The sequence below is a fragment of the Streptococcus entericus DSM 14446 genome, assembly GCF_000380025.1.
Classification (GTDB): domain Bacteria; phylum Bacillota; class Bacilli; order Lactobacillales; family Streptococcaceae; genus Streptococcus; species Streptococcus entericus.
Window position 1 is genome coordinate 125,589 of the sequence record NZ_KB904156.1, and the last position, 21,565, is coordinate 147,153.

At 45.9% G+C, this 21,565-nt stretch carries 12 protein-coding genes and 1 tRNA gene; 9 read left to right on the forward strand and 4 right to left on the reverse strand.

What is annotated here, in order from left to right; all coding sequences use genetic code 11:
* Positions 1-5 precede the first annotated feature (5 nt).
* From rnmV to A3GW_RS0102130, 5 genes are all read left to right on the forward strand, one after another.
* Complete coding sequence (gene rnmV, locus A3GW_RS0102110) at positions 6-581, forward strand: ribonuclease M5 (RefSeq protein ID WP_018367672.1); 576 nt, start codon at positions 6-8, stop codon at positions 579-581.
* Positions 571-822 carry a hypothetical protein gene (locus A3GW_RS0102115; protein ID WP_018367673.1) on the forward strand — a complete coding sequence of 84 codons (252 nt, stop codon included), beginning with the start codon at positions 571-573 and terminating at the stop codon, positions 820-822. The genes rnmV and A3GW_RS0102115 overlap by 11 nt, the downstream gene beginning before the upstream one ends.
* Positions 823-919: 97 nt before the next feature.
* Positions 920-1,258, forward strand: coding sequence for a hypothetical protein (locus A3GW_RS0102120; RefSeq protein WP_211205390.1), 339 nt, complete (start codon positions 920-922; stop codon positions 1,256-1,258).
* Complete coding sequence (gene rsmA / locus A3GW_RS0102125) at positions 1,242-2,114, forward strand: 16S rRNA (adenine(1518)-N(6)/adenine(1519)-N(6))-dimethyltransferase RsmA (protein ID WP_018367675.1); 873 nt, start codon at positions 1,242-1,244, stop codon at positions 2,112-2,114. Before A3GW_RS0102120 ends, rsmA begins: the two co-directional genes overlap by 17 nt.
* Before the next feature lies 1 nt (position 2,115).
* Complete coding sequence (locus A3GW_RS0102130; protein ID WP_018367676.1) at positions 2,116-2,670, forward strand: GNAT family N-acetyltransferase; 555 nt, start codon at positions 2,116-2,118, stop codon at positions 2,668-2,670.
* A 366-nt stretch (positions 2,671-3,036) separates the two neighbouring features.
* Here the strand turns inward: A3GW_RS0102130 and A3GW_RS0102135 are convergent, their stop codons facing one another.
* From A3GW_RS0102135 to A3GW_RS0102145, 3 genes are read right to left on the reverse strand one after another with little or no spacing between them, the layout of a single operon-like run.
* A complete protein-coding gene (locus tag A3GW_RS0102135; protein ID WP_018367677.1) occupies positions 3,037-4,287 on the reverse strand; it encodes a toxic anion resistance protein in 1,251 nt (416 codons plus the stop codon).
* Positions 4,288-4,310: 23 nt separating this feature from the next.
* Positions 4,311-5,273, reverse strand: a complete 963-nt coding sequence (locus A3GW_RS0102140) for a hypothetical protein (protein ID WP_018367678.1) — start codon at positions 5,271-5,273, stop codon at positions 4,311-4,313.
* Entirely contained in the window at positions 5,263-6,084 is an 822-nt protein-coding gene (locus tag A3GW_RS0102145; protein ID WP_026216542.1) for a hypothetical protein, read from the reverse strand. The genes A3GW_RS0102140 and A3GW_RS0102145 overlap by 11 nt, the downstream gene beginning before the upstream one ends.
* Before the next feature lie 274 nt (positions 6,085-6,358).
* Between A3GW_RS0102145 and A3GW_RS0102150 the strand changes: the two genes are divergently transcribed.
* Both A3GW_RS0102150 and A3GW_RS0102155 read left to right on the forward strand, forming a co-directional pair.
* Positions 6,359-7,645: an adenylosuccinate synthase gene (locus A3GW_RS0102150; RefSeq protein ID WP_018367680.1), complete on the forward strand. Its 1,287-nt coding sequence runs from the start codon at positions 6,359-6,361 to the stop codon at positions 7,643-7,645.
* A gap of 134 nt (positions 7,646-7,779) precedes the next feature.
* On the forward strand, positions 7,780-9,129 hold the full coding sequence (locus A3GW_RS0102155; RefSeq protein WP_018367681.1) for a glucose-6-phosphate isomerase: 1,350 nt from the start codon (positions 7,780-7,782) through the stop codon (positions 9,127-9,129).
* A 493-nt stretch (positions 9,130-9,622) separates the two neighbouring features.
* On the opposite strand, the gene A3GW_RS0102160 is transcribed toward A3GW_RS0102155, so the two are convergent.
* Positions 9,623-9,693: transfer RNA gene (locus A3GW_RS0102160), tRNA-Cys, on the reverse strand.
* A gap of 209 nt (positions 9,694-9,902) precedes the next feature.
* Here A3GW_RS0102160 and A3GW_RS11190 point away from each other — a divergent pair.
* Together A3GW_RS11190 and A3GW_RS11345 are read left to right on the forward strand one after the other, a co-directional pair.
* Positions 9,903-16,334, forward strand: a complete 6,432-nt coding sequence (locus A3GW_RS11190; protein WP_018367682.1) for a glycoside hydrolase domain-containing protein — start codon at positions 9,903-9,905, stop codon at positions 16,332-16,334.
* 149 nt (positions 16,335-16,483) lie between these two features.
* Positions 16,484-21,565 (forward strand): glycosyl hydrolase family 95 catalytic domain-containing protein (locus tag A3GW_RS11345; RefSeq protein ID WP_018367683.1); only part of this gene is annotated, 5,082 nt, incomplete at its 3' end.

Below are 21,565 nucleotides of genomic sequence, written 5' to 3' on the forward strand. Positions count from 1 at the left end.
GATAGATGGTAGAAAAAATCACGATTCAAGAAGTCCTTGTTGTCGAAGGCAAGGATGATACCGCTAACCTCAAACGCTTTTACGAGGTGGACACCTATGAGACCCGTGGTTCAGCGATTTCGGAAGAGGATTTGGAGCGCATTGAGACTCTCCATGACCTGCGAGGGGTGATCGTCTTCACAGATCCAGACTACAACGGTGAGCGAATTCGCAAGATCATCAGCTCTGCTATTCCCACCGTCAAACACGCCTTTCTCAACCGTGATGAGGCAGCCCCACGTTCAAAAACCAAGGGGCGGTCTTTGGGGGTTGAGCACGCCAGTTTTGAGGACTTAGAAAAGGCGCTGGCTGGGGTGCGTGGGTGCTATGATGATGAGGATCATTTTGACATCACGCAGGCAGACTTGATTCGGCTGGGGCTCCTGATGGGAGCAGATAGCCGACAGCGCAGGGAGTACCTCGGTCAGAGCTTACGCATCGGCTACACCAATGGCAAACAACTGCTCAAACGCCTGAGACTGTTTGGGGTGACCTTGAAAGAGGTGGAAGAAGCTATGAGGGAGTATGAGTATGAAAGCTAATCAAGAAGTCTTCTTGAAGGAATTAGCGCTTATTCAAGACACAGCGATTATTGGACATCTAGATACAGGTGTCCCAGTTGAGGTCTTGTCTTCGATTACCTTTGACACAATTGCCATGGTCATGGAACTACTAGATGGTTATCGAGATCTTGACCTGAAACTGATTGATCAAGCGGATGGCAGTGATTTAGGAGAAGACCTTGAATTACATGATGTGATTGCTGATTTTTTGAAAGGCTAAAGAATATGGTTTTTGAAAAAATGAATGCCTATTACGATACAACTGATGAGGTTTTGCGGAAAAAATAGCTTTTGAACGATATTTCATCAATCGTATCTTGGTGAAGAATTGGTTGGTCAAGCATCAAGAGTTTTTTAAGAACTATGGATTTGACATTGACCAACGTGAAGGTTCTGATTATGATGGTTATAGTTGTTATGTTGAAATAGATTGGCCTCCTCACTTGGTTGTTTCTGTGCATGTGGTAGAACCTGCATTTCGGCCTTACAAATATATCGGTATTGATTGTCTGGGTGATGGTGGCGACGAAAATGATCGTCTTTACTACGATGACGATAATTGGGAAGATTGGTCACCTAGTCAAGTTTTGAAGCATTTGGATGCTTTCAAAGATTTTTTAGAAAGTTATGTAAAAAAATATGAACATCGCAGATAAAAACGTTACCCGCGCTATTTTGGACCGTCACGGGTTTACCTTTAAGAAGTCTTTCGGTCAGAACTTTTTGACCGACACCAACATTTTGAGCAAGATTGTAGCGACAGCCGAGATTGACAAAACTGTCAACGTCATCGAGATTGGGCCTGGCATCGGGGCTTTGACTGAGTTTTTGGCGGAGACTGCCGCTGAGGTCATGGCTTTTGAGATTGATGACCGCCTGATTCCCATCTTGGCGGATACGCTGAGGCGGTTTGATAATGTCCAAGTTGTCCATGCGGACATTTTGACGGTGGACTTGCAGACGCAAATCAAGCAGTTCAAGAACCCTGACCTGCCCATCAAGGTGGTGGCCAATCTTCCCTATTACATCACGACGCCCATTCTCATGCATCTGATCGAGAGCAAGATTCCTTTTGCTGAGTTCGTTGTCATGATGCAAAAAGAGGTGGCAGACCGCATCTCAGCGAAGCCCAACACCAAGGCTTACGGTAGCCTCTCCATCGCGGTTCAGTACTACATGACCGCAAAGGTCGCATTCATCGTGCCCCGCACTGTCTTTGTCCCTGCGCCAAACGTGGACAGCGCCATTCTTAAAATGGTGCGTCGCCCCGAGCCTTTGGTCAGCGTCAAAGACGAGGATTTCTTTTTCCGTGTGTCCAAGGCCTGCTTTGTCCACCGTCGGAAAACCCTCTGGAACAACCTGACCAACCACTTTGGCAAGTCAGAGGAGGTGAAGGACAAGCTGACGCAGGCGCTTGGCATGGCAGAGCTGGCACCGACTGTCCGTGGCGAAGCCCTGACCCTAGCGGACTTTGCTAGATTAGCCGATAGCCTGCAAAAAGTGGGGATGTAAGATGACAGGCTCTATTCCATTTTTGACGGCCACCACAGAGCGATTGGTCATTCGCCCGCTACAATCAAGTGACTATGAGTCCTGGTATCAGGGGTTTGATAAAAGAAGACCCGCTCAGACACCTTTTGATGAGGGGTATCTGGATATGACACCTTGTAACCAAGTCTGGTTTGATAACTTGGTGGCTCATCATCACAAACTTTGGCAATCAGACCAGCAGTATATTTTTGCTGTTTTTACTCACGATGGTCACCACGTCGGTATGTTAAATTTAGCCACCCTCGCTCGTGCCAACATGGATTGGGCAGACTTTGGTTATTCGATTCATAATTATCTCTGGCGACAAGGCTATGCTTTTGAAGCCTTACAAGCTTTTCTTTCTCTTGCCAAAAATCAGCTCATGTTCCATCGCTTGGAGGCTCATGTTGATGAGGAAAATACCCCGTCACAAGCTCTCTTGATCAAGTTAGGATTTGAGAGAGAAGGTATCCGTAAAGCTTTTCATTATCAAGACGAGGGCTGGATAGATCGAATCATCTACGCCAAGAATCTCTAAGAAATGATAGACTGCAAGAAGCAGGATTATAGGTTTGATTAACTGTCCTTTTTAAGGGCGGTTTTTTGCTCTGCTATTACCTTTAAATCTACTTCAAAAGAAATCCACTGCCATAAACAGTGTGCTCAAAAAGCTCCATAAGATGTAGTGACTTAACTGACTACAATCTTATAGAGCCTTAAAATGAAATCTGTTAACCTATAATCGTTACTATTTTTGTTTACTTAACGTGATAAGAGACGATCAAGAGACCTAACGCACGGTCTTGAGGAGTTCTAAGCTGGCAAAAGGTGTAAAAACTGTTCTCAGCCTGTGCAGTGACTAACTTCTTAAAAGGTTAAAACTGAGGTATCCAACCTCGCTAGTTTAACGACTAATGTCGTCTTGTGTAGCCCGTCCTTCATTGAGCAGGGCTTGGACAATTTTTTCATCACGCAATTTAACCGAATCATTGATGGTCTCTGCAGACTTGATGATAGCTGTTTCCAGTTGCGCCCGTTGGTTGCGCCCTTGGTCAATGGCGGCAATGATGCCGTTATTTTGTGCAACAAGGCTCTCCGCAATGGCAGTGACAGATGCGATGTTAAGGGTTGGGCGTTGGGCAGCATTTTCCAAAGCAGGAATGGCCTCCTTGCTGGTTTCTGCTAGCATTTGCAGGGCCGCATTGTTGGCATTGACGATAGCGTCCGCTGTTGCACCAGAACGGACAGACTGTTGAAGGATGCCCAGCTGAGCGATAGAGAGCTTCATGGTTGGGATGGTGTTGCGACGCAACATGCCTAGTTTTTGTCGCATGTCAGATGATACTTTGACGAGATTGCGCATTTGAGGTGTTGTTGCCCATGCCACATAAAGACGGCTGACATACTCTGTATGTTGTTGTTCGAGTGTGTTGACGACCTCGGTTAGACGGGCTAGTTCCTCAGATTTGACATGATAGTCAGCTGATTGTAGGTCAAGGTTGGCTACCTGATGGTGAAGATCCAAGGCACGATTGGAAGCCTCTTTCTGAGTGGCTTCCAGGAAGGCAATCACACCGACTAAGTTCTCGATAGATTTTGTGTTTTCTTCGATAAGCATCTCAGCTGAGACGATGTTACGTGCTAAGGTATCCTCTTGCTTCACCACATGGGCAGCCATGCTGTCCATTTTTTGTTCGATGTTCTGAGCATCGAAGTAAAACTCTTGAAGGGTGTTTTTGCCCTGTTTGAACATTTTTTGGAAAAAATTGGGTTTTTGCTCCAAATCTGCTGGTTTGATGTCCTTGTATTTGGCAACGAAACCGTTGAGCTCACGGTTGGTGTTTTGGAGCAGGTCATCAACTTGAGGAATGTCTAGTTTCTTTTGTTCAGACAAGATGTGATTGACAGTTTTATTGACCTCTTCGACGGCGGATTGACCGAAATCCAGCAAGGCATTCTGGTCAGTGATGAAACTGTCGACTAGCTGTGGTGTTCGTTCGGTAATCGCTGTTTGTTGTTCAGGTGTTAACTTATCCAGAAAGCCCACCTGCCCTGTTCCCAGCTCCTTGGTTGTTTGGATGATTTCAGTTGTTTTATCAACCTTGCTGACAGCATTGTTGGCAATTTTATCAATATCAAAATTAAATTGGCTCATAGGATCTCCTTAGGTTTGATTGGCTAGACAGTTGAGTTGAGCAGTCGTAGATTGACTTCGAACTCGTGCATGGCATTTTCATTGAGTTGGCGGACTTGTTCTTTTAAATCGTTGGCGAAGCGCTCGATGGTTTCTTGGGCTGTGGTCAAGCGTTTCTCAGCGTCATAGTAATGGTTTGGGTGCTCTTTGATGGTAAGGTAACCAGTCAGGATGCTATTAAATCGCAACATGCTAGTCTGATGAAGTTCTAGCAATTCAGCCTGATTAGCGAGTTGGCTTTTCTTGATTTGCTCCTTAATGAGCTGGCTATCTTGTCTAATCTGATAGACAGTTGCACTGATTTCAGGAGCGATTTGCTCAATGTTGTGTTGTTCTGGCAATTGACTTTCCCAGTCATGCTGTAACTGATGCAAGGTATCCTGAATCAGTTGTCGCTCAGTAGCGATGCGGGTCATCAAGCGTTGGAAGGTCACCTGATCTAGACTGTTTTTTTGTTGATTAAGCTGATCTGCCAGTTGTTCTAGTTCTGTCAAGACTTCAGGTGAGGATGCCTTGTAGGCGGCGTGTTGCTTGGATTCGGCTAACGCCTTTAACCGAGACACGCTGCCATCAAGCTGTTTAACAGTGGACTTGATTTGGTCAATCGTTGGCAGGGCTGCTACTCGTTGACCGCTTAATTTCTGCTGCTGGCGAGTGGATAGTTGGTTGGATACGGCATAGCCGCCCCAGAGTAGCCCAGTAAATCCAAATAAAGCTCCAAAAAACTCAGTGTAGCTAAGCGGGAGAAAAGCACATAGGGCAATTAAAAAAATGGTGTAGGGCCGTCGATTGGCTGGTAAAGCTCTGCGATTAATCTGCTTTTTTAGCGACCAAAACATGATTAAACTAATACCAGAACCAACCAAGAAAGGATTGTTGCCCAATGTTCCCCAAAATACTAGGGCTAGGACAGCTGTGAATCGCCAGAATAATCGATTAGTTCTCATCTTTACGCTCCTTTTGGCTCATCAGCCGTAAACTCACCTCAAAATCACTTAACTCCTTCTCGTTGAGTTCTTTTAAGGTGTCATCCAAGTCCAAATCAAATTGTTCCAGAGCTGTTTTTGCTCGTTCCAAGCGTTCTTGCGCTTGATAGAAATTTTTCGGAGACGCTTTGATGTTCAGATAACCTGACAAAATGTCTTCGAACCGATTCATGTTGGCGTCATGCAAAGCAGAGAGCTCAGATTGATTGGGGCTCGTTTTGATTTTTTCACGGATAATACGGTCATCCATGCGAATATTGCGATAGCAAGTTAGCAATTCTGGAGCTAGTTGAAGCACGCGCTCTTCCTCGGGATCCAATGGCTCACTATCAGCGGATAAGCCCAGTCGGTTCAATTCTGTCGTGATTTCGCTAGTCACTTGAGTGACTTTTTTTGACACACGTTGGTAGATTTCTTGCCCCATGTCCTCTTTGAGTTGGTAAGCCTCATTTTGGATGGTCTTTAGTTGGGGCAATAGCTGGCGCGCTAACACGCCGTATTGGGTGTACTCTTTTTGGGACTGATAGTCCTCAAGCAAGCTTACTTGGCGATCGGCGCGTTTAATCTTACCTTTGAGGTCTTGTAAGCGAGGGTTAGGGTTTTGGCTAGGCAGTCTTTTTTGTTTAGCCACTAACTGATAGATAACAAATCCGATAGCACCCGCTAGTATTAAGGGTAAGGTAGCAAGTAAAGCCCCCATACCAAGCATTGCTAGGACGACATAAAGAACAATCTTTTCGTTTATCATCCGCTTTACTCTGTGTTTTGTCATCGTTGTCCTTTCCGTATACTATCTTACCTTATATTTTAGCTAAAAACGGACAACTTTACAAGAAATTACTGTGATTTTAGCCTATCTATGTTTGTTCAAAAGCAGCCTTTGACATGAAAACTTTACGTTCTAAAAAATGACAACGTTTTTTAAATTAAAAAGCGAACCAATACAGGTTTTTATTGATTTTTTAACAAAAAAAGCTTATAATATTTTAGGATAGAACGCACTAGAGCTTGTGTATGTAGCGAGCCAAGAGAAAGGTGAACAAGAAATGACAGCAGTTGTTGTAGTAGGCACCCAGTGGGGTGACGAAGGAAAAGGCAAGATTACAGATTTCTTAGCAGCGGAGGCAGAGGTTATCGCCCGTTACCAAGGTGGAGACAATGCAGGACACACCATTGTTATTGATGGTAAGAAGTTCAAGCTACACTTGATTCCGTCAGGGATTTTCTTCCCTGAAAAGACGGCTGTTATCGGAAATGGGATGGTGGTCAATCCCAAGGCGCTGGTTAAGGAGCTAGACTACCTTCATGGTGAGGGAGTGACGACGGATAATCTGCGGATTTCAGATCGTGCGCACATCATTTTGCCTTACCACATCAAGCTAGATCAGTTACAAGAAGAGGCGAAAGGTGACCAGAAAATCGGCACCACCATCAAGGGGATTGGTCCAGCCTATATGGACAAGGCAGGTCGTGTTGGTATTCGTATCGCAGATTTGCTGGATAAAGAGGTCTTTGCAGAGCGCTTGCGTGTGAACTTGGCAGAGAAAAATCGCCTCTTTGAAAAGTTCTATGAAGCAGATACCTTGGATTTTGAGGAAATTTTTGAAGAATACTACGCCTACGGTCAGCAAATCAAGCAGTATGTGACTGATACCTCTGTCGTGCTTAATGAGGCGCTTGATGCGGACAAGCGGGTGCTCTTTGAAGGTGCTCAAGGTGTCATGCTGGATATTGACCAAGGAACCTATCCGTTTGTGACGTCATCGAACCCTGTCGCTGGTGGGGTGACCATCGGATCTGGTGTTGGACCAAGCAAAATCAGCAAGGTGGTTGGTGTCTGCAAGGCTTATACCAGCCGTGTTGGTGAGGGGGCGTTCCCAACCGAACTCCATGACGAGATTGGCCAGCGTATCCGTGAAATCGGAAAAGAATACGGCACGACCACAGGTCGCCCACGCCGTGTGGGCTGGTTTGACAGTGTGGTCATGCGTCATAGCCGCCGCGTTTCTGGCATTACCAACCTTTGCCTCAACTCGATTGATGTCTTGTCAGGGCTTGAGACTGTGAAAATCTGTGTGGCTTACGACCTTGATGGGGAGCGAATTGATTACTACCCAGCTAGCACCGTTCAGCTCAACCGCTGCAAACCGATTTATGAGGAGCTGCCAGGTTGGTCCGAGGACATCACAGGTGTTCGTCGTTTTGAAGACCTACCGCTTCATGCTCAGAATTATGTCAAGCGGATTACAGAGCTGGTCGGTGTGGAACTCTTGACCTTCTCTGTCGGTCCAGACCGCGACCAGACCAATATTGTTGCAGATTTGTGGCATTAAGCCTGTATCATCTAGCTGCTTAATGAGGGGCTAGATGATTTTGTTTCAATGCTCACAAATGACAAGGAATGCTTGATTTTTGCCCCATAAAAAGGTAAGATATAGGGGATATTAGTTAGAAAGGTTATCAACGCATGACAACTATTCAATTTGATTATTCTAAAGTACTAGGGACTTTTGTTGGACAGGAGGAGTTGGATTACTTGCAACCGCAAGTGACTCTGGCAGATAAATTGCTCCGCGAAAAGACTGGTCCAGGGAGTGACTTTTTGGGCTGGTTAGATTTACCAGAGAACTATGATAAAGACGAGTTTGAGCGTATCTTAGCAGCGGCTGAGCAGATTAAGTCTAACAGCGAGGTGCTGGTGGTTATCGGTATCGGAGGCTCTTACTTGGGGGCCAAAGCAGCCATCGACTTCCTCAATCACCACTTTGCTAACTTGCTGTCTGCGGAAAATCGCAGAGCACCGCAAATTTTGTACGCTGGAAACTCTATTTCCTCAACCTACTTGGCAGACTTGGTGGAGTATGTGGCAGACAAAGAGTTCTCTGTCAATGTGATTTCTAAGTCAGGAACAACAACGGAACCTGCGATTGCCTTCCGTGTGTTTAAAGAGCTCTTGGTCAAAAAATATGGTCAAGAGGAGGCCAACAAACGCATCTATGCCACGACAGATAAGACTAAAGGGGCGGTTAAGGTGGAGGCAGACGCCAACAACTGGCAGACTTTTGTCGTGCCAGATGATGTCGGTGGTCGCTTCTCGGTCTTGACAGCTGTAGGGCTTTTGCCGATTGCTGCTAGCGGTGCGGACATCAAACAGCTCATGGCTGGTGCCAATGCGGCCCGCCAGGCATTGACCTCAGATAAAATCACTGACAATATCGCCTACCAGTATGCAGCCTTGCGGACAGTGCTTTATCGCAAGGGCTATGTGACAGAGATTTTGGCTAACTATGAGCCATCGCTCCAGTATTTTGGCGAGTGGTGGAAGCAGCTCGCTGGTGAGTCCGAGGGCAAAAACCAGAAAGGCATCTACCCGACGTCTGCTAACTTCTCGACTGATTTGCACTCTTTGGGGCAATTTATCCAAGAAGGCTATCGCAACTTGTTTGAGACGGTGGTGCGTGTGGATAAGCCACGTAAAAACGTCTTAATTCCAGAGCTGGCTGAGGATTTGGATGGTTTAGGTTACCTGCAAGGCAAGGATGTTGATTTTGTTAACAAAAAGGCGACAGACGGTGTGCTACTAGCCCATACAGATGGCGGCGTGCCCAACCTCTTTGTCACCTTGAAGGAGCAGGATGCCTTTACGCTGGGTTATGCTATTTACTTCTTTGAGCTAGCCATTGCTATCACAGGTTACCTCAACAGTGTCAACCCATTTGACCAGCCAGGTGTTGAAGCTTATAAGAAAAACATGTTTGCCCTTCTTGGCAAGCCAGGCTTTGAGGACCTGTCAGCTGAGCTGAATGCACGTCTATAAGCTGATAAAACAGTGCCGAGAAAAGGCTAAACATTAGTCAACGTAGTCAGCTGATTTATAGCGAAGAGAAACCTCTTGTAAATGTTTGAACCGCATCCCAAAATTAGATTTTTTCTGTCTAACTTTTTGGGGGCGGTTCAATTTTTGCCAGGGGTCTTTTTGATGCCATTGTTCACAGTAGTTGAAAATGTTTCTGATACAGAGATAATTTGGCGGATGACTAGCAGGAGACAAAGTACTCGGTTTTGAGCATTATCGCCGTTATTAAGTTGAAGTAGAGGTAGACTTTCCTCTATTCTTTAAGTTATTGAATATTAGGGTTAATAGCTCTTTTTTAGTCTTTCTGTACTCCGCCCTCTCAACTAATAGAGATGATGGGGACAGGCCTTTTTTTATTGCTCAAATAAAATCAATGGCTATTTATTGATAAAAAAGACGAACTCATTTTTATGAGTTCGTCTTAGCATTTGACAGCACCTAGAGGTGCACCTAGAGGCGGTAACCGGATTTGAACCGGTGATCAAGCTTTTGCAGAGCCGTGCCTTACCACTTGGCTATACCGCCATAACAGTAACTATTATAGCCTATTTTTTCAGAGTCGTCAAGACCTATTTGTGTTAGTTTGTGCTAGCATCATTTGACTAGGATAAGGGGGTTAGTGAGAGGTAGGAGTAAAACTTTTTACTAAAATTTCAAGTAAAAAATTGCGTGGCTTTTTATTTTATGATATAATAAAACAAAAATAAAAACGCTTTCAAAAAAAGGAGAGAAAAATGAAAGACTTATGGTTTAAAAAACAGATTTTTTCCATTCGGAAATTGTCCTTGGGTGCCTGTTCGGTTGCAATCGGTGCTGTGCTATTTGCCAATGGGGGAACAGTGTTGGCAGAGACGAGCGCAACTGAGGCAAATATTGATCCAGCCGTTGCTCAGCCTTTAGAAAAAGAAACTGCTACAGAAAAAGAGCCAGCTACCGCCTCACCTGAAGGAGAAGCAGTAGATACTTCTACTCGTGTGGCTGAACAACCTCTTGTGTCTTACTCAGATACGTCATCGCGGGAGCGAGAAAGCTTAATCGCTTTTTTAGCTGAGGCAGACCAATTTGATTTATCTGGCTACACAGAGGAGAGTCGGATAGCCTTTACACAAGCTATCGAGGCAGCTCGCCAAATTATTACCAATGAAAAAGCGACTAGTGAAGAATTGCGTTCAGCAGTTACTCGGATTCAACTGGCTAGTCAAGAGCTCAAGGAAATCGGTACCGCTGAAGATAAGCAAGTTCAGCTAACAGGTGGTGTGGTTGATACCAATCTCCAATACACCCAAGACAAATATGAATCGGTGACTTTGGCACCACAGGGTCAGTTAACTGCTTGGCGCAACGATACAGCAACTTCTCAATTAACCATTAAGTCTGGCGAAGATGCCCTAACTAATGTTCGAGTTGAAGTGAGCGATTTTACTGACGGTACAAACACAATCAGCAAGGACAACATCACAGCACATTTTATCAAGTCAGTCAAAGCTTTTGATGGTTTCTTGGGTTATGGGAACCCAACTCGTCCTTTGCCTCAGGGTAATCGAGTAGAGGCGAATGAAGTCATTGATCATACCAACCCTATTAACATGGATGCGCGGTCGCTTCAAAATATCTGGTTGAGCATCAAGGTGCCAGAACAAGCTGTAGCAGGTGATTATAAAGGGACAGTTCGAATTTTAGCGGATCACCTGACTACGCCACTCAGTTTCAGCTACACCCTAAATGTAGCTGACGCTGTGTTGAAACCAGCGACTGACTTCAAAGATAGCTTTGATATTGAGTTATGGCAAAATCCATTTGCAGTAGCTGAGTACTACAATGTTGAGCCGTTTTCTGAAAAACATTTTGAGATTTTAAGGCCACACATGGAGCGCTATAAGGCACTGGGTGGTCATGCCGTAACAACGACCATCGTTGAGGAGGCTTGGGCGGGTCAAACCTACAGTAAACATGACATCAAGTTTCCATCCATGATTGACTGGACCAAAAAACGTGACGGCAGTTTTAGTTTTGATTATACTAAATTTGATAAATGGGTAGAATTTAACAAATCTTTGGGCATTGGAGACAAGATTGTTGGTTATAGTGTTGCCCCTTGGACCAATCAATTCCGCTATTTTGACGAAACGACAGGACAGAAGGTGATTAGTCCTTACACGGTTGGCAGTGAAGAATATAACAAAACATGGAAAGCCTTTTTACAAGATTTTATCGTCCATGCTGAGAAAAAGGGGTGGAAAGACCAGATTTACATTGGGATTGATGAACGTGGGTTTGATAAACGCGCCTTTGATTTAATCGAGAGCATTACCAGTATTGACGGCAAGCCATTTAAGACAGCGGGTGCCATGGATGGCTTTGTTAACAAGCGTGAGCTGGCGATGCGAGTAACCGACCTCAACGTTGGGGCTAATGCGGTTAAGGCGCACCCAGTCGAGTTTGATGCCCTGCGCAAAGAACGGGCGGCTCGTGGTCTTCGGACGACCATCTACACTGCGACAGGTGAAAAGCCAGGGAACTTCTCTCTCAGCGCGCCTGGCGAGAGCTATTGGACCATGCTTTATGCCTATGCAGTTGGAGGGCAGGGCTTCTTGCGTTGGGCCTATGATTCATGGGTGGAAAATCCTCTCGAAGACGCAACCCATAATGCTTTTGAGACAGGAGATCCTTTCCTCGTCTACCCAGATTTGAGAAATAGCGCCAATCCAGTCTCTAAATCAACCTTGCGTTTGGAGAAGATGGCAGAAGGGATTCGTGATGTCAACAAACTGATTCAGATCAAAGCAGAAACACCGGCCCTTGCGGAGCGTGTTGATAATTTACTCAAAACGGTCAAGGCGCAATACCCTAATAATCGTTTGTATCTAACTGAAGATGGTAAGCAAGCTGTTGCCCGTGACATGCAAGTCATCAAGGCTGAAATTGCGGCACTTTCTCGTGAACATGCAGAGTTGAAAAAAACTGGAACACGTGAAGTGACTGATATTACTATTCTTGGAGAGGCTACCCAACCTCTGACTGTTGGTGATACAAGACAGTTGGTGGCAAGCTTACAACCAGCAAACTTGATTAACCCGATGGTGACCTGGATTAGCAGCAATCCATTGGTGGCGAGTGTTTCAGAGACTGGATTGGTCACGGCATTGAAATCAGGTCAAGTGACGATTACTGCTAGGTCTCAACAGGATCCAACCAAAACGGCACAAATCGTTCTAACCTTAGATCGCTTAAAAGTCAATCAGGAAGCTCAGGTAGCCTATTATTCCTTTGATGATGCGACCAGTCCAGTTCATGATTTATGGGGAAATCGTCACGGTCAAGGAGAAAATATAACCAGTGTTGATAGTATTTCAGGCAAGGGCTTGCGATTAGAGCCAGGACGACAAGTAACGTTCTCTGGTCTAGCAGACCTTAACCATGACTGGTCAGTTGGGTACTGGTTATATAACGAATCTGAGGGAGCTAACCGCCACTCTATTCTGAGCAGTGCTGATGGTGCTAGGTCGTTAGATACTCGCTTGGATACCAATCGTGAGAAAGCTGGTGTCCACGTTAACAAACAACCAGGAGGTGTTCTGACGTTCCAATACACTGCACCTAAAGGGGAATGGATTCACTACACCTGGACAAATAGCTCTGCTAATGGTCTCAGCCTGTATGTCAATGGCAAACTAGTTCAGACCAATGCTTGGACAAAAACCAATAATTTTGTGATTCCTGTCGACGTGATAGGAGGCAACCACGTTAAAGGTATTATTGATGAGCTAAAAATCTATAATCGACCACTGACAGCTAGTGAAGTTCTTGCCTCTATGCAGGTCAATGGTCTAAATGTTGCCGAGTCTGAGCTGGCACTCTACATCAACGATAGCCATCAAGTAACTGTTGACTTGATTTCTGAAGTGGCAGATAAGACAGTGACTTTTGCGGTGACAAATCCTGAAGTGGCTAGCGTCGATGCTAACGGACGTGTGACTGCTCTGAAAAAAGGTCAGACTAGTCTGATCATCGAAAATAAGGCAGGTGGGTATCGTAAGGAAATCCCAATTACCGTTGAAAAACAGTTGGAAATCCAATACACTATCCCAACCTATAAGATGCCAGAAGCTAATTTATCCGATATCGAAAAAGCACCAGGCACAGACCGTCAATACCTCGCCCACCCCGATATGATTATGTTGGATGATAACCAGACTCTTATCACAACCTACGTTGTTGGTCACGGTAGAGGCCCAGTTGTCATGAAAATTAGCCGTGATGGTGGTCAAACTTGGACAGAAAAAACAGATATCCCGGCCTCTTGGGCAAGTTCTTGGGAAACACCGACCCTGTATAAGCTGAATTTCAAGGATGGCTCTCAAAAACTAATCATGATTACAGGTATGCCGAACTGGCATGGCAACCAAAATGGTGGCTGGCAAACATCTATTTCAGAAGATAGTGGAGAAACGTGGTCTGATTACAAACTCTTCCATCCGACCAAAGAAGACGGCAATAAGAACTGGTCGATTGTCGCCATGTCCAGTCTGACTCAGCTCAAGGATGAATCAGGCAACTTTATCGATAAGTGGATGGGTCTGTATATTGACTATAATTTCATTAATTATAAAACTTACCTCACTTTTGATGAAAATGGAAATGAGCAATGGAGTGCGCCGGAAAAACTGATTCCTGAACATCGGGACATCGAAGCAGCTACTCAATTGTCAGAAGTTGGTGTCTTCCGTTCACCTGATGGTAAGCGTTTGGTGGCGCTCGGTCGCTCCCAATCTCACCAACATAAGTCAACTATGTTCTACTCAGATGACGAAGGTCAGACATGGACCCGTCCAGAATTTATGCAAGGTGCCCTACAAGGGGAGCGCCATAAGATTGCCTATGATCCAATCAGTGGTCGCTTACTTGTGACCTTCCGTGAGATTATTCTGGATTATAATAAAAATGGTAAAATTGAGCCAGGTGACTGGCGAGCTGGTGAATGGGTTGCTTGGGTTGGTACTTATGAGGACATCATGAACCAGAACGAAGGGCAGTACCGGATTCTCATTGCTGAGGATTGGGCGCAGAACCATTTCTCAGGTGATACGGGCTATGCTGGACTGGTTGTTCAACCTGACGGTACCTATATCATGAACTCTTACGGTCACTTTGACAGAGAGTTTTCTGAAAAATGGAAAGGTGGAATAACCACTGACCTTAGCTACATCAAGCAAGCTAAGTTCAAGTTGGGGCAAATTGACCAAGCCCTCGGTTTGGTGGATAAGAGCAAGTTATTAACTGCCTTGACACCGCTTGAAGCGATTGCAGCAGCTGATTACACCGAGGACAGTTATCAAGCTTTTAGTCAGAAAGTTGCTGCTGCGCGAGCCGTTCACGACAGCCTAACCACACAACAGGTTGAAATTGACCGTGCGCTGGCTAGTCTGGAAAATATTGCAGATGCCCTGGTGAGAAGACCAGAAGAGCCAGCCGATTACAGCCGCTTGCAAGAGTTGCTCTTGAGTATCCCAGAAGACCTCACCATGTATACGGACGAAAGTTTAGCTGCTCTGGAAAGTGCCATTTCGGCTATTCAATTGGATAAAAAAGCCTCAGATCAGGCTATCGTTGATGGTTATATCTCAACTATCATAGAAGCTCTCGCTAAACTGGAGAAAAAACAACAAGTGGCCGAAGAAGACCAGCTGCCTGAAAAACCAAGCGATGAGCAAAATGGTAACACCGATACTAACGAAGGTGACAACACAAGCAGTAACACAGGTTCAGACCAAGGTGGTAACACAAGCGCTGATCAAGGTGGCAACGCAGGTGTCAATACCGATACCAATGAAGGTGGTAGCACTGATACCAATGAGGGCGACAACGCGGGTACCGATATAGATGGCAACACCGGCGCAGACCAAGAAGGTAACACCAGCTCGGACCCAGGAGATTCAGATTCTGGCAATCCGTCAGATGATGCGGGTCAAGATTCAGGCACACCAGGCGATTCAGCTGATACAAACACGACCCCAGATAGTGACCAGGCTAATGGTGACAGCCAAGGCGACAACGCGGGTACCGATGTAGACGGTAATACCGGCGCTGATCAAGGTGGTAGCACCGATACCAACGAGGGCGGTAACACAGATACCAATGAAGATGGCAACACTGATACTAACGCAGGCGGCAACGCTGGTACCAACGAAGGCGATAGCACCGATACTAACCAAGGTGTCAACACAACCAAACCTGACACCACGCAACCATCTCGTCAAATCAAGGATATTGACTCAGGTATCATCGCAGAGGTTCAATCAGCGGATGACAAGGTGGCAGGCTTGAGAGTGGTCTTCCACAAAGAAACCAACAACCCTGAAACGCCAGCCATCCTCAAAGGTACCGACTACGATCTCTTTGACATCGAGCTGGTCGACAAGGATGGTAATGTCATCAAGCCAACTGCTCCGGTTGACGTTTACCTGCCGATTGATGACGGCAAAGATGTCGCTCAAGTGGTTTACCTACCAAATAGTGACCAGAGCCAAAGCNTGTCATTCACAACAGTGACTCGTGATGGCAAGCGCTATGCCAAATTTACCGCAGAGCACTTCAGTGAGTATGGTATTGTTTATGAGCCACAATCAACACCGGTTCCAAATCCAACACCAGATCCAGAACCAACACCGGTTCCAGATCCAGAGCCAACACCGGTTCCAGATCCAGAGCCAACACCGGTTCCAGAACCGACGCCAAATCCGGATCCAAAACCAACGCCAAATCCAGACCATGTTTCGACTCCAGGAACCCCTGGTCAAGGTGGGGACACACCAGATACTGGTAATACACCAAATAAACCTGTGGACAAGGCTAAGTTGGCGACTGATTTACTTAAAGCAATCGATGCATCCAACTTGACTGACGAGCAAAAAGGCGATTTGGCTGTCAAGGTATCATTCGCAGAAACCGAAGCTGAACTCGAAGCCATCAAGGAAGAAGTTGCCAAGCTTATTAAGGCGACAAGCCGACCAGCTACAGCTCCTGCAGCTTCAGCACCAGGCTCAGCGACAGCAGGTAAGAAGGGACTCCCTGCAACAGGCGATGCCCACACAGCTCTAGTCGCTGTCGGCGCAACAGCCCTCTTATCAGCCCTAGGCTTAGCTGGACTGAGAAGACGAGCTAGATAAGTTAATAAAAACTAGATTGGTCATGAACCAGTCTAGTTTTTTGATTTTTATTGTAAAAATTTAGTAAAAGAATTCAAAAAATGCTTGCAAAAAATCATAAAACAGGTTATTATATAAATAAAAAGAAAACGATTTCAAGGAGGTTTTTTGTGAGACAATATCTTTTTTCAAAAAAGAGTCATTTTAGTATCCGAAAACTGGGTATAGGTGTTTGTTCAGTTATCATTGGGACAAGTTTATTTGGTCAAATGACAGTGCAAGCCGATGAATCTGGTTCTGTGACTACTGACCCCGTTCCTGCTGGTAGAGCTGATGCATCACATTCTGCTGAAGCTGAAAGTAGGAGCGAAGCGCCAGCTATTGACCTTGACAATAAAGAAGAGCCGGCTACTGAGTCGGTACAGGTGCAACCTGAGGTCGTCGATTCAAATCCTTACACGCTCCATTATGAGCGGCCTGCAGCGACGACTTATCAAGGATGGGAGAGCGAGGCTTTGCCGATTGGTAATGGCGAAATGGGCGCTAAGATTTTCGGACTTGTTGGGGCGGAGAAAATTCAGTTTAATGAGAAAACCTTGTGGTCTGGAGGTCCAACTCCTGCTGATGCGACCTATAACGGTGGAAATTTAGCCAATAAACATGAGTACCTGCCGCAAATTCGAGAGGCGTTAGAAAAAGGTGATTTGACGACGGCCAAGCGGTTGGCAGAAACCCATCTCAAGGGTCCTTACGATGAGCAGTACGGGCGCTATTTGGCGTTTGGTGATATCTTTATCGATTTTACCAATCAAGAAAAAACATTGGATAGCGTGACCGACTACCATCGTGATTTGGACATCAAGACAGCGATTAGTCGTACCAGCTATAAGCAGGCAGACACAACTTTTAGTCGTGAACATTTTTCGAGTTTTCCTGATGACGTTACAGTGACTCATCTCACCAAAGAGGGAGAGAAATCCCTGGATTTTGATGTATCAATGCGTTTAACGACAGATTGGTTGAAAAATCAAACGACTTACGACGAAAATAGACGGTCTTCCTATAAGACTGGAGAGGTAACCTATAGCGATGAAGGGATTCTCTTGTCTGGAGAAGTCACCAACAACAAAATGAAGTTTGCATCGTTTCTGAGTGTTGATACGGACGGTGAATTAACGCGTCATGACGATAAATTATCAGTTCGTGGGGCTAGCTACGCCACCTTGCTGCTGACGGCAAAAACAGATTTTGCACAAAATCCTAAGACCAATTATCGTAGACCAGATGCCAATGTTGTCAGTGAGGTCAAGGCGATTGTTGCCAAAGCCAAGCAAAAAACCTATGAGCAACTGAAGGAAACGCATGTAGCTGATTACAAAACCCTGTTCGACCGTGTTAAACTGAATTTGACAGACAAAGAGACGACAGCGTCAACAGACCGTCTGCTGCGCGATTACAGACCAGAGACTGGGCAAGAGCTAGAGGAATTATTCTTCCAGTATGGTCGTTATCTGATGATTACGTCATCGCGCGATCGCCTCAATGCCTTGCCTGCCAACTTGCAAGGGGTCTGGAATGCGGTGGATAATCCGCCTTGGAACTCTGACTATCACCTCAATGTGAACCTCCAGATGAATTACTGGCCGGTTTATAGCACCAATATAGCAGAGACCGCTTTGCCATTGATCAACTATATCGATGATATGCGTTACTATGGTCGTATTGCTGCGAAGGAATATGGTGGTATCGAGTCCCGAGATGGGGAGGAAAATGGCTGGCTAGCCCATACTCAAGCAACGCCGTTTGGTTGGACAACACCGGGATGGAATTACTACTGGGGCTGGTCACCGGCATCAAATGCGTGGATTATGCAGAATGTTTATGATTACTATAAATTCACGCAGGATAAAGACTATCTGGAGCGGAAAATCTATCCAATGCTCAAAGAGACGGCCAAGTTCTGGAATAGTTTTCTTCACTATGATCAGGCTAGCGATCGTTATGTGTCATCGCCATCTTATTCACCTGAGCACGGCAGCATTTCTATCGGCAATACCTTTGACCAATCATTGGTTTGGCAACTCTTCCATGATTACATGGAGGCTGCTGAGATTTTAGGTAAGGATGCCGAATTTGTCAAGGAGATTAAAGTCAAATTTGATAAGCTGAAACCTCTTCATATCAATAAGGCAGGTCGTATCAAGGAATGGTACGAAGAAGACACACCTGCCTTTACAGGAGAGGGGGTTCAGGCCAACCACCGTCATGTGTCAGAGCTTGTTGGTTTGTTCCCAGGTACCCTGTTTAGCAAGGACCAACCAGACTATCTTGAGGCTGCAAAAGCAACTCTGAACGCGCGTGGTGACGGAGGAACGGGCTGGTCGAAAGCCAATAAGATTAACCTCTGGGCACGTTTGTTAGATGGTAACCGTGCGCATCGCTTATTGGCAGAGCAATTGCGTGGCTCAACCCTTACTAATCTATGGGACACTCATACGCCATTCCAAATTGATGGCAATTTTGGTGCGACATCAGGTATTACAGAAATGCTGTTGCAATCTCACACAGGCTATATTGCCCCATTAGCAGCTCTTCCAGATGCTTGGAAAACAGGACAAGTTTCAGGTTTAGTGGCGCGTGGCAATGTTGAGGTAGCCATGGCCTGGCAGGAGAAAAACCTAACCCACTTGACCTTACAAGCAAAATCAGGGGGTAAACTTCAGATTGATTACCCACGTATCGAAACGGCCACAGTGACCATCAATGGTCTGCCAGCAAGTTTCCGACGTGTTCAGGCGGATCGCATTGAAATCGAGACAACAGCAGGTGATGTGGTGTTCATCCGTGATGTTTTGGGACGTATCACTGACTTGCGGGCGGAGAGAACTGGTGAAGGTCAGGCTGAGTTGACTTTTTCACCTGTTGATAAGGCTAGCTATTATCGTATAGAACGTGTGGCAAGAGATGAAGCGGGTCGGGTAGCTGATACAAGAACATTTACTACGGTTGATCCGACTTATCGTGATACAAGAGTTTTGCCAAGTCATCATTATGCTTATCGTGTACAAGCTGTTTTATCAGATACCTTGAGCACAGCTTGGTCTGATCCAGCTAATATCGCCGATGTCAAACTTATTTTGGATGATCGAGACAGCAGCATACGCTACGGGGCCATTTTTGGCAACTGGGCGGACAATAGCCTTTACGGCGGTACGGAAAAATTTGGGGATTTGACAGGTCGTCAGGTGTCAGAGGCTGACCGGACAGTCATCGTCCCATTTGTTGGCACTGGTATCCAAGTCTATGGGTTGAAACACAGTGGACTTGGTAAGGCTCTGGTCTACGTTGATAACGAAGCTCGTGGAGAGCTGGATTTCTATGGAACGAGCGGTGTTCAAAAGGGTGTTCTTATTGGGCAAATTGACGGTCTAACAGATGGTGCGCATGAGTTGAAACTGGTCATTGATAACAGACCTGCTACACGTACAAATGAGCGGAATAAGATTTCTCTAGACTATTTCCGTGTGTTGACGGAGAATTCCGGAAGTTCTGAAGTCTTAGACGATAGAGATCCGAGAGTTGCTTACGGTTCTGCCTTTGGTAACTGGTCTGATAATGCTCTTTATGGTGGCACGGAGAAATACGCTGACATCACGGGTAGCCAACGTTCAGAAGCAGACCGCACTGCTACTCTGACCTTTACAGGCACAGGAATTCAGATTTTTGGTCTGAAATCAACGGCCCTTGGGAAAGCGACGGTGACCATAGATGGTCAAGCTGTTGCGCCTCTGCTATTTAACAAAGCGTCTGGCGACACCGAAAAAAGTGTGCTAATCGGCGAGTACAGAAACTTATCAGACGGCGAGCATACGATAGCACTGACAGTTGTACCAGAATCAATCAACAACAGTCGTCATAAGATTTCCTTAGATAAATTTGTCATCTTGAAGGCGCCGCTGGAGCAATCTTACCCAGCCACTTTAGAAGATATTGGTGCTCAAGCGACTTATTTTGATGTGACATTGCCTACTGGAGAGTGGACGACTGTTGAGGTTTTATTGCCAGAGCAAGCAGAACCAATACGGATTCAACAAGCAGCTGATGGTATTGTAGTGAGCGGAACAAGTCGTCTTGAACATGAAGCAACGGGTATTGTTCGGCTAACGTTACCACCACAACAAGTAGCAGGTCTTGTTCGGGTGGTGACTTATCAGACTGATGAAGCAAGCGGAACAGCAGTGGCTCTCTTAGCCCGTTCGGTCATGGTAGAACATGCACCGATTGATGGGGGTAGCCAGGATGGGTCAAATTCTGGCAATCAGTCCGGTGATGCAGGTCAAAATCCAGGCACACCAGGCGATTCAACTGATGCAAATACAACCCCAGATGATGACCAGGATAATGGTGGTAGCCAAGATGGCTCAAATACTGATAACCAGCCAGATGATGCAAGTTCCGACCAAGGTGGTAACACGGATACCAACGAAGGTGATACTGCGGACGCTGACCAAGGTGATAACACCGATACCAATGAAGGTGGCAACACTGACGTAAATCAGGGCGATTCAGATTCTGACAATCAGTCAGGCGGCGCAGGTCAAAATCCAGGCACACCAGGCGATTCAACTGATACCAACCCAATTCCAGGCGATGACCAAAATAATGGTGATGGGCAAGATGACTCAAATTTTGATGACCAGTCCGATGACGGAAGTTCCGACCAAAGTGGTGATACCGGTGCAGACCCAGGCGATTCAGACTCTGGTAATCAATCAGGCGATACAGGTCAAAATCCAAGCACACCAGGTGATTCAACTGGTACCAACTCAACTTCAGGTGATGACCAAGATAATGGTGGTAGCCAAGGCAGTTCAGATTCTAATAGTCAGCCAGGCGATGTAGATACTGACGAAGGTGTCAACACCGATACCAACACAGGTGGTAACACCGATACTAACCAAGGTGTCAACACAACCAAACCTGACACCACGCAATCATCTCGTCAAATCAAGAATATTGACTCAGGGATCATCGCAGAGGTTCAATCAGCGGATACCAAGGTGGCAGGCTTGAGAGTGGTCTTCCACAAAGAAACCAACAACCCTGAAACGCCAGCCATCCTCAAAGGTACCGACTACGACCTCTTTGATATCGAGCTGGTCGACAAGGATGGTAATGTCACCAAGCCAACTGCTCCGGTTGACGTTTACCTGCCGATTGATGACGGCAAAGATGTCGCTCAAGTGGTTTAC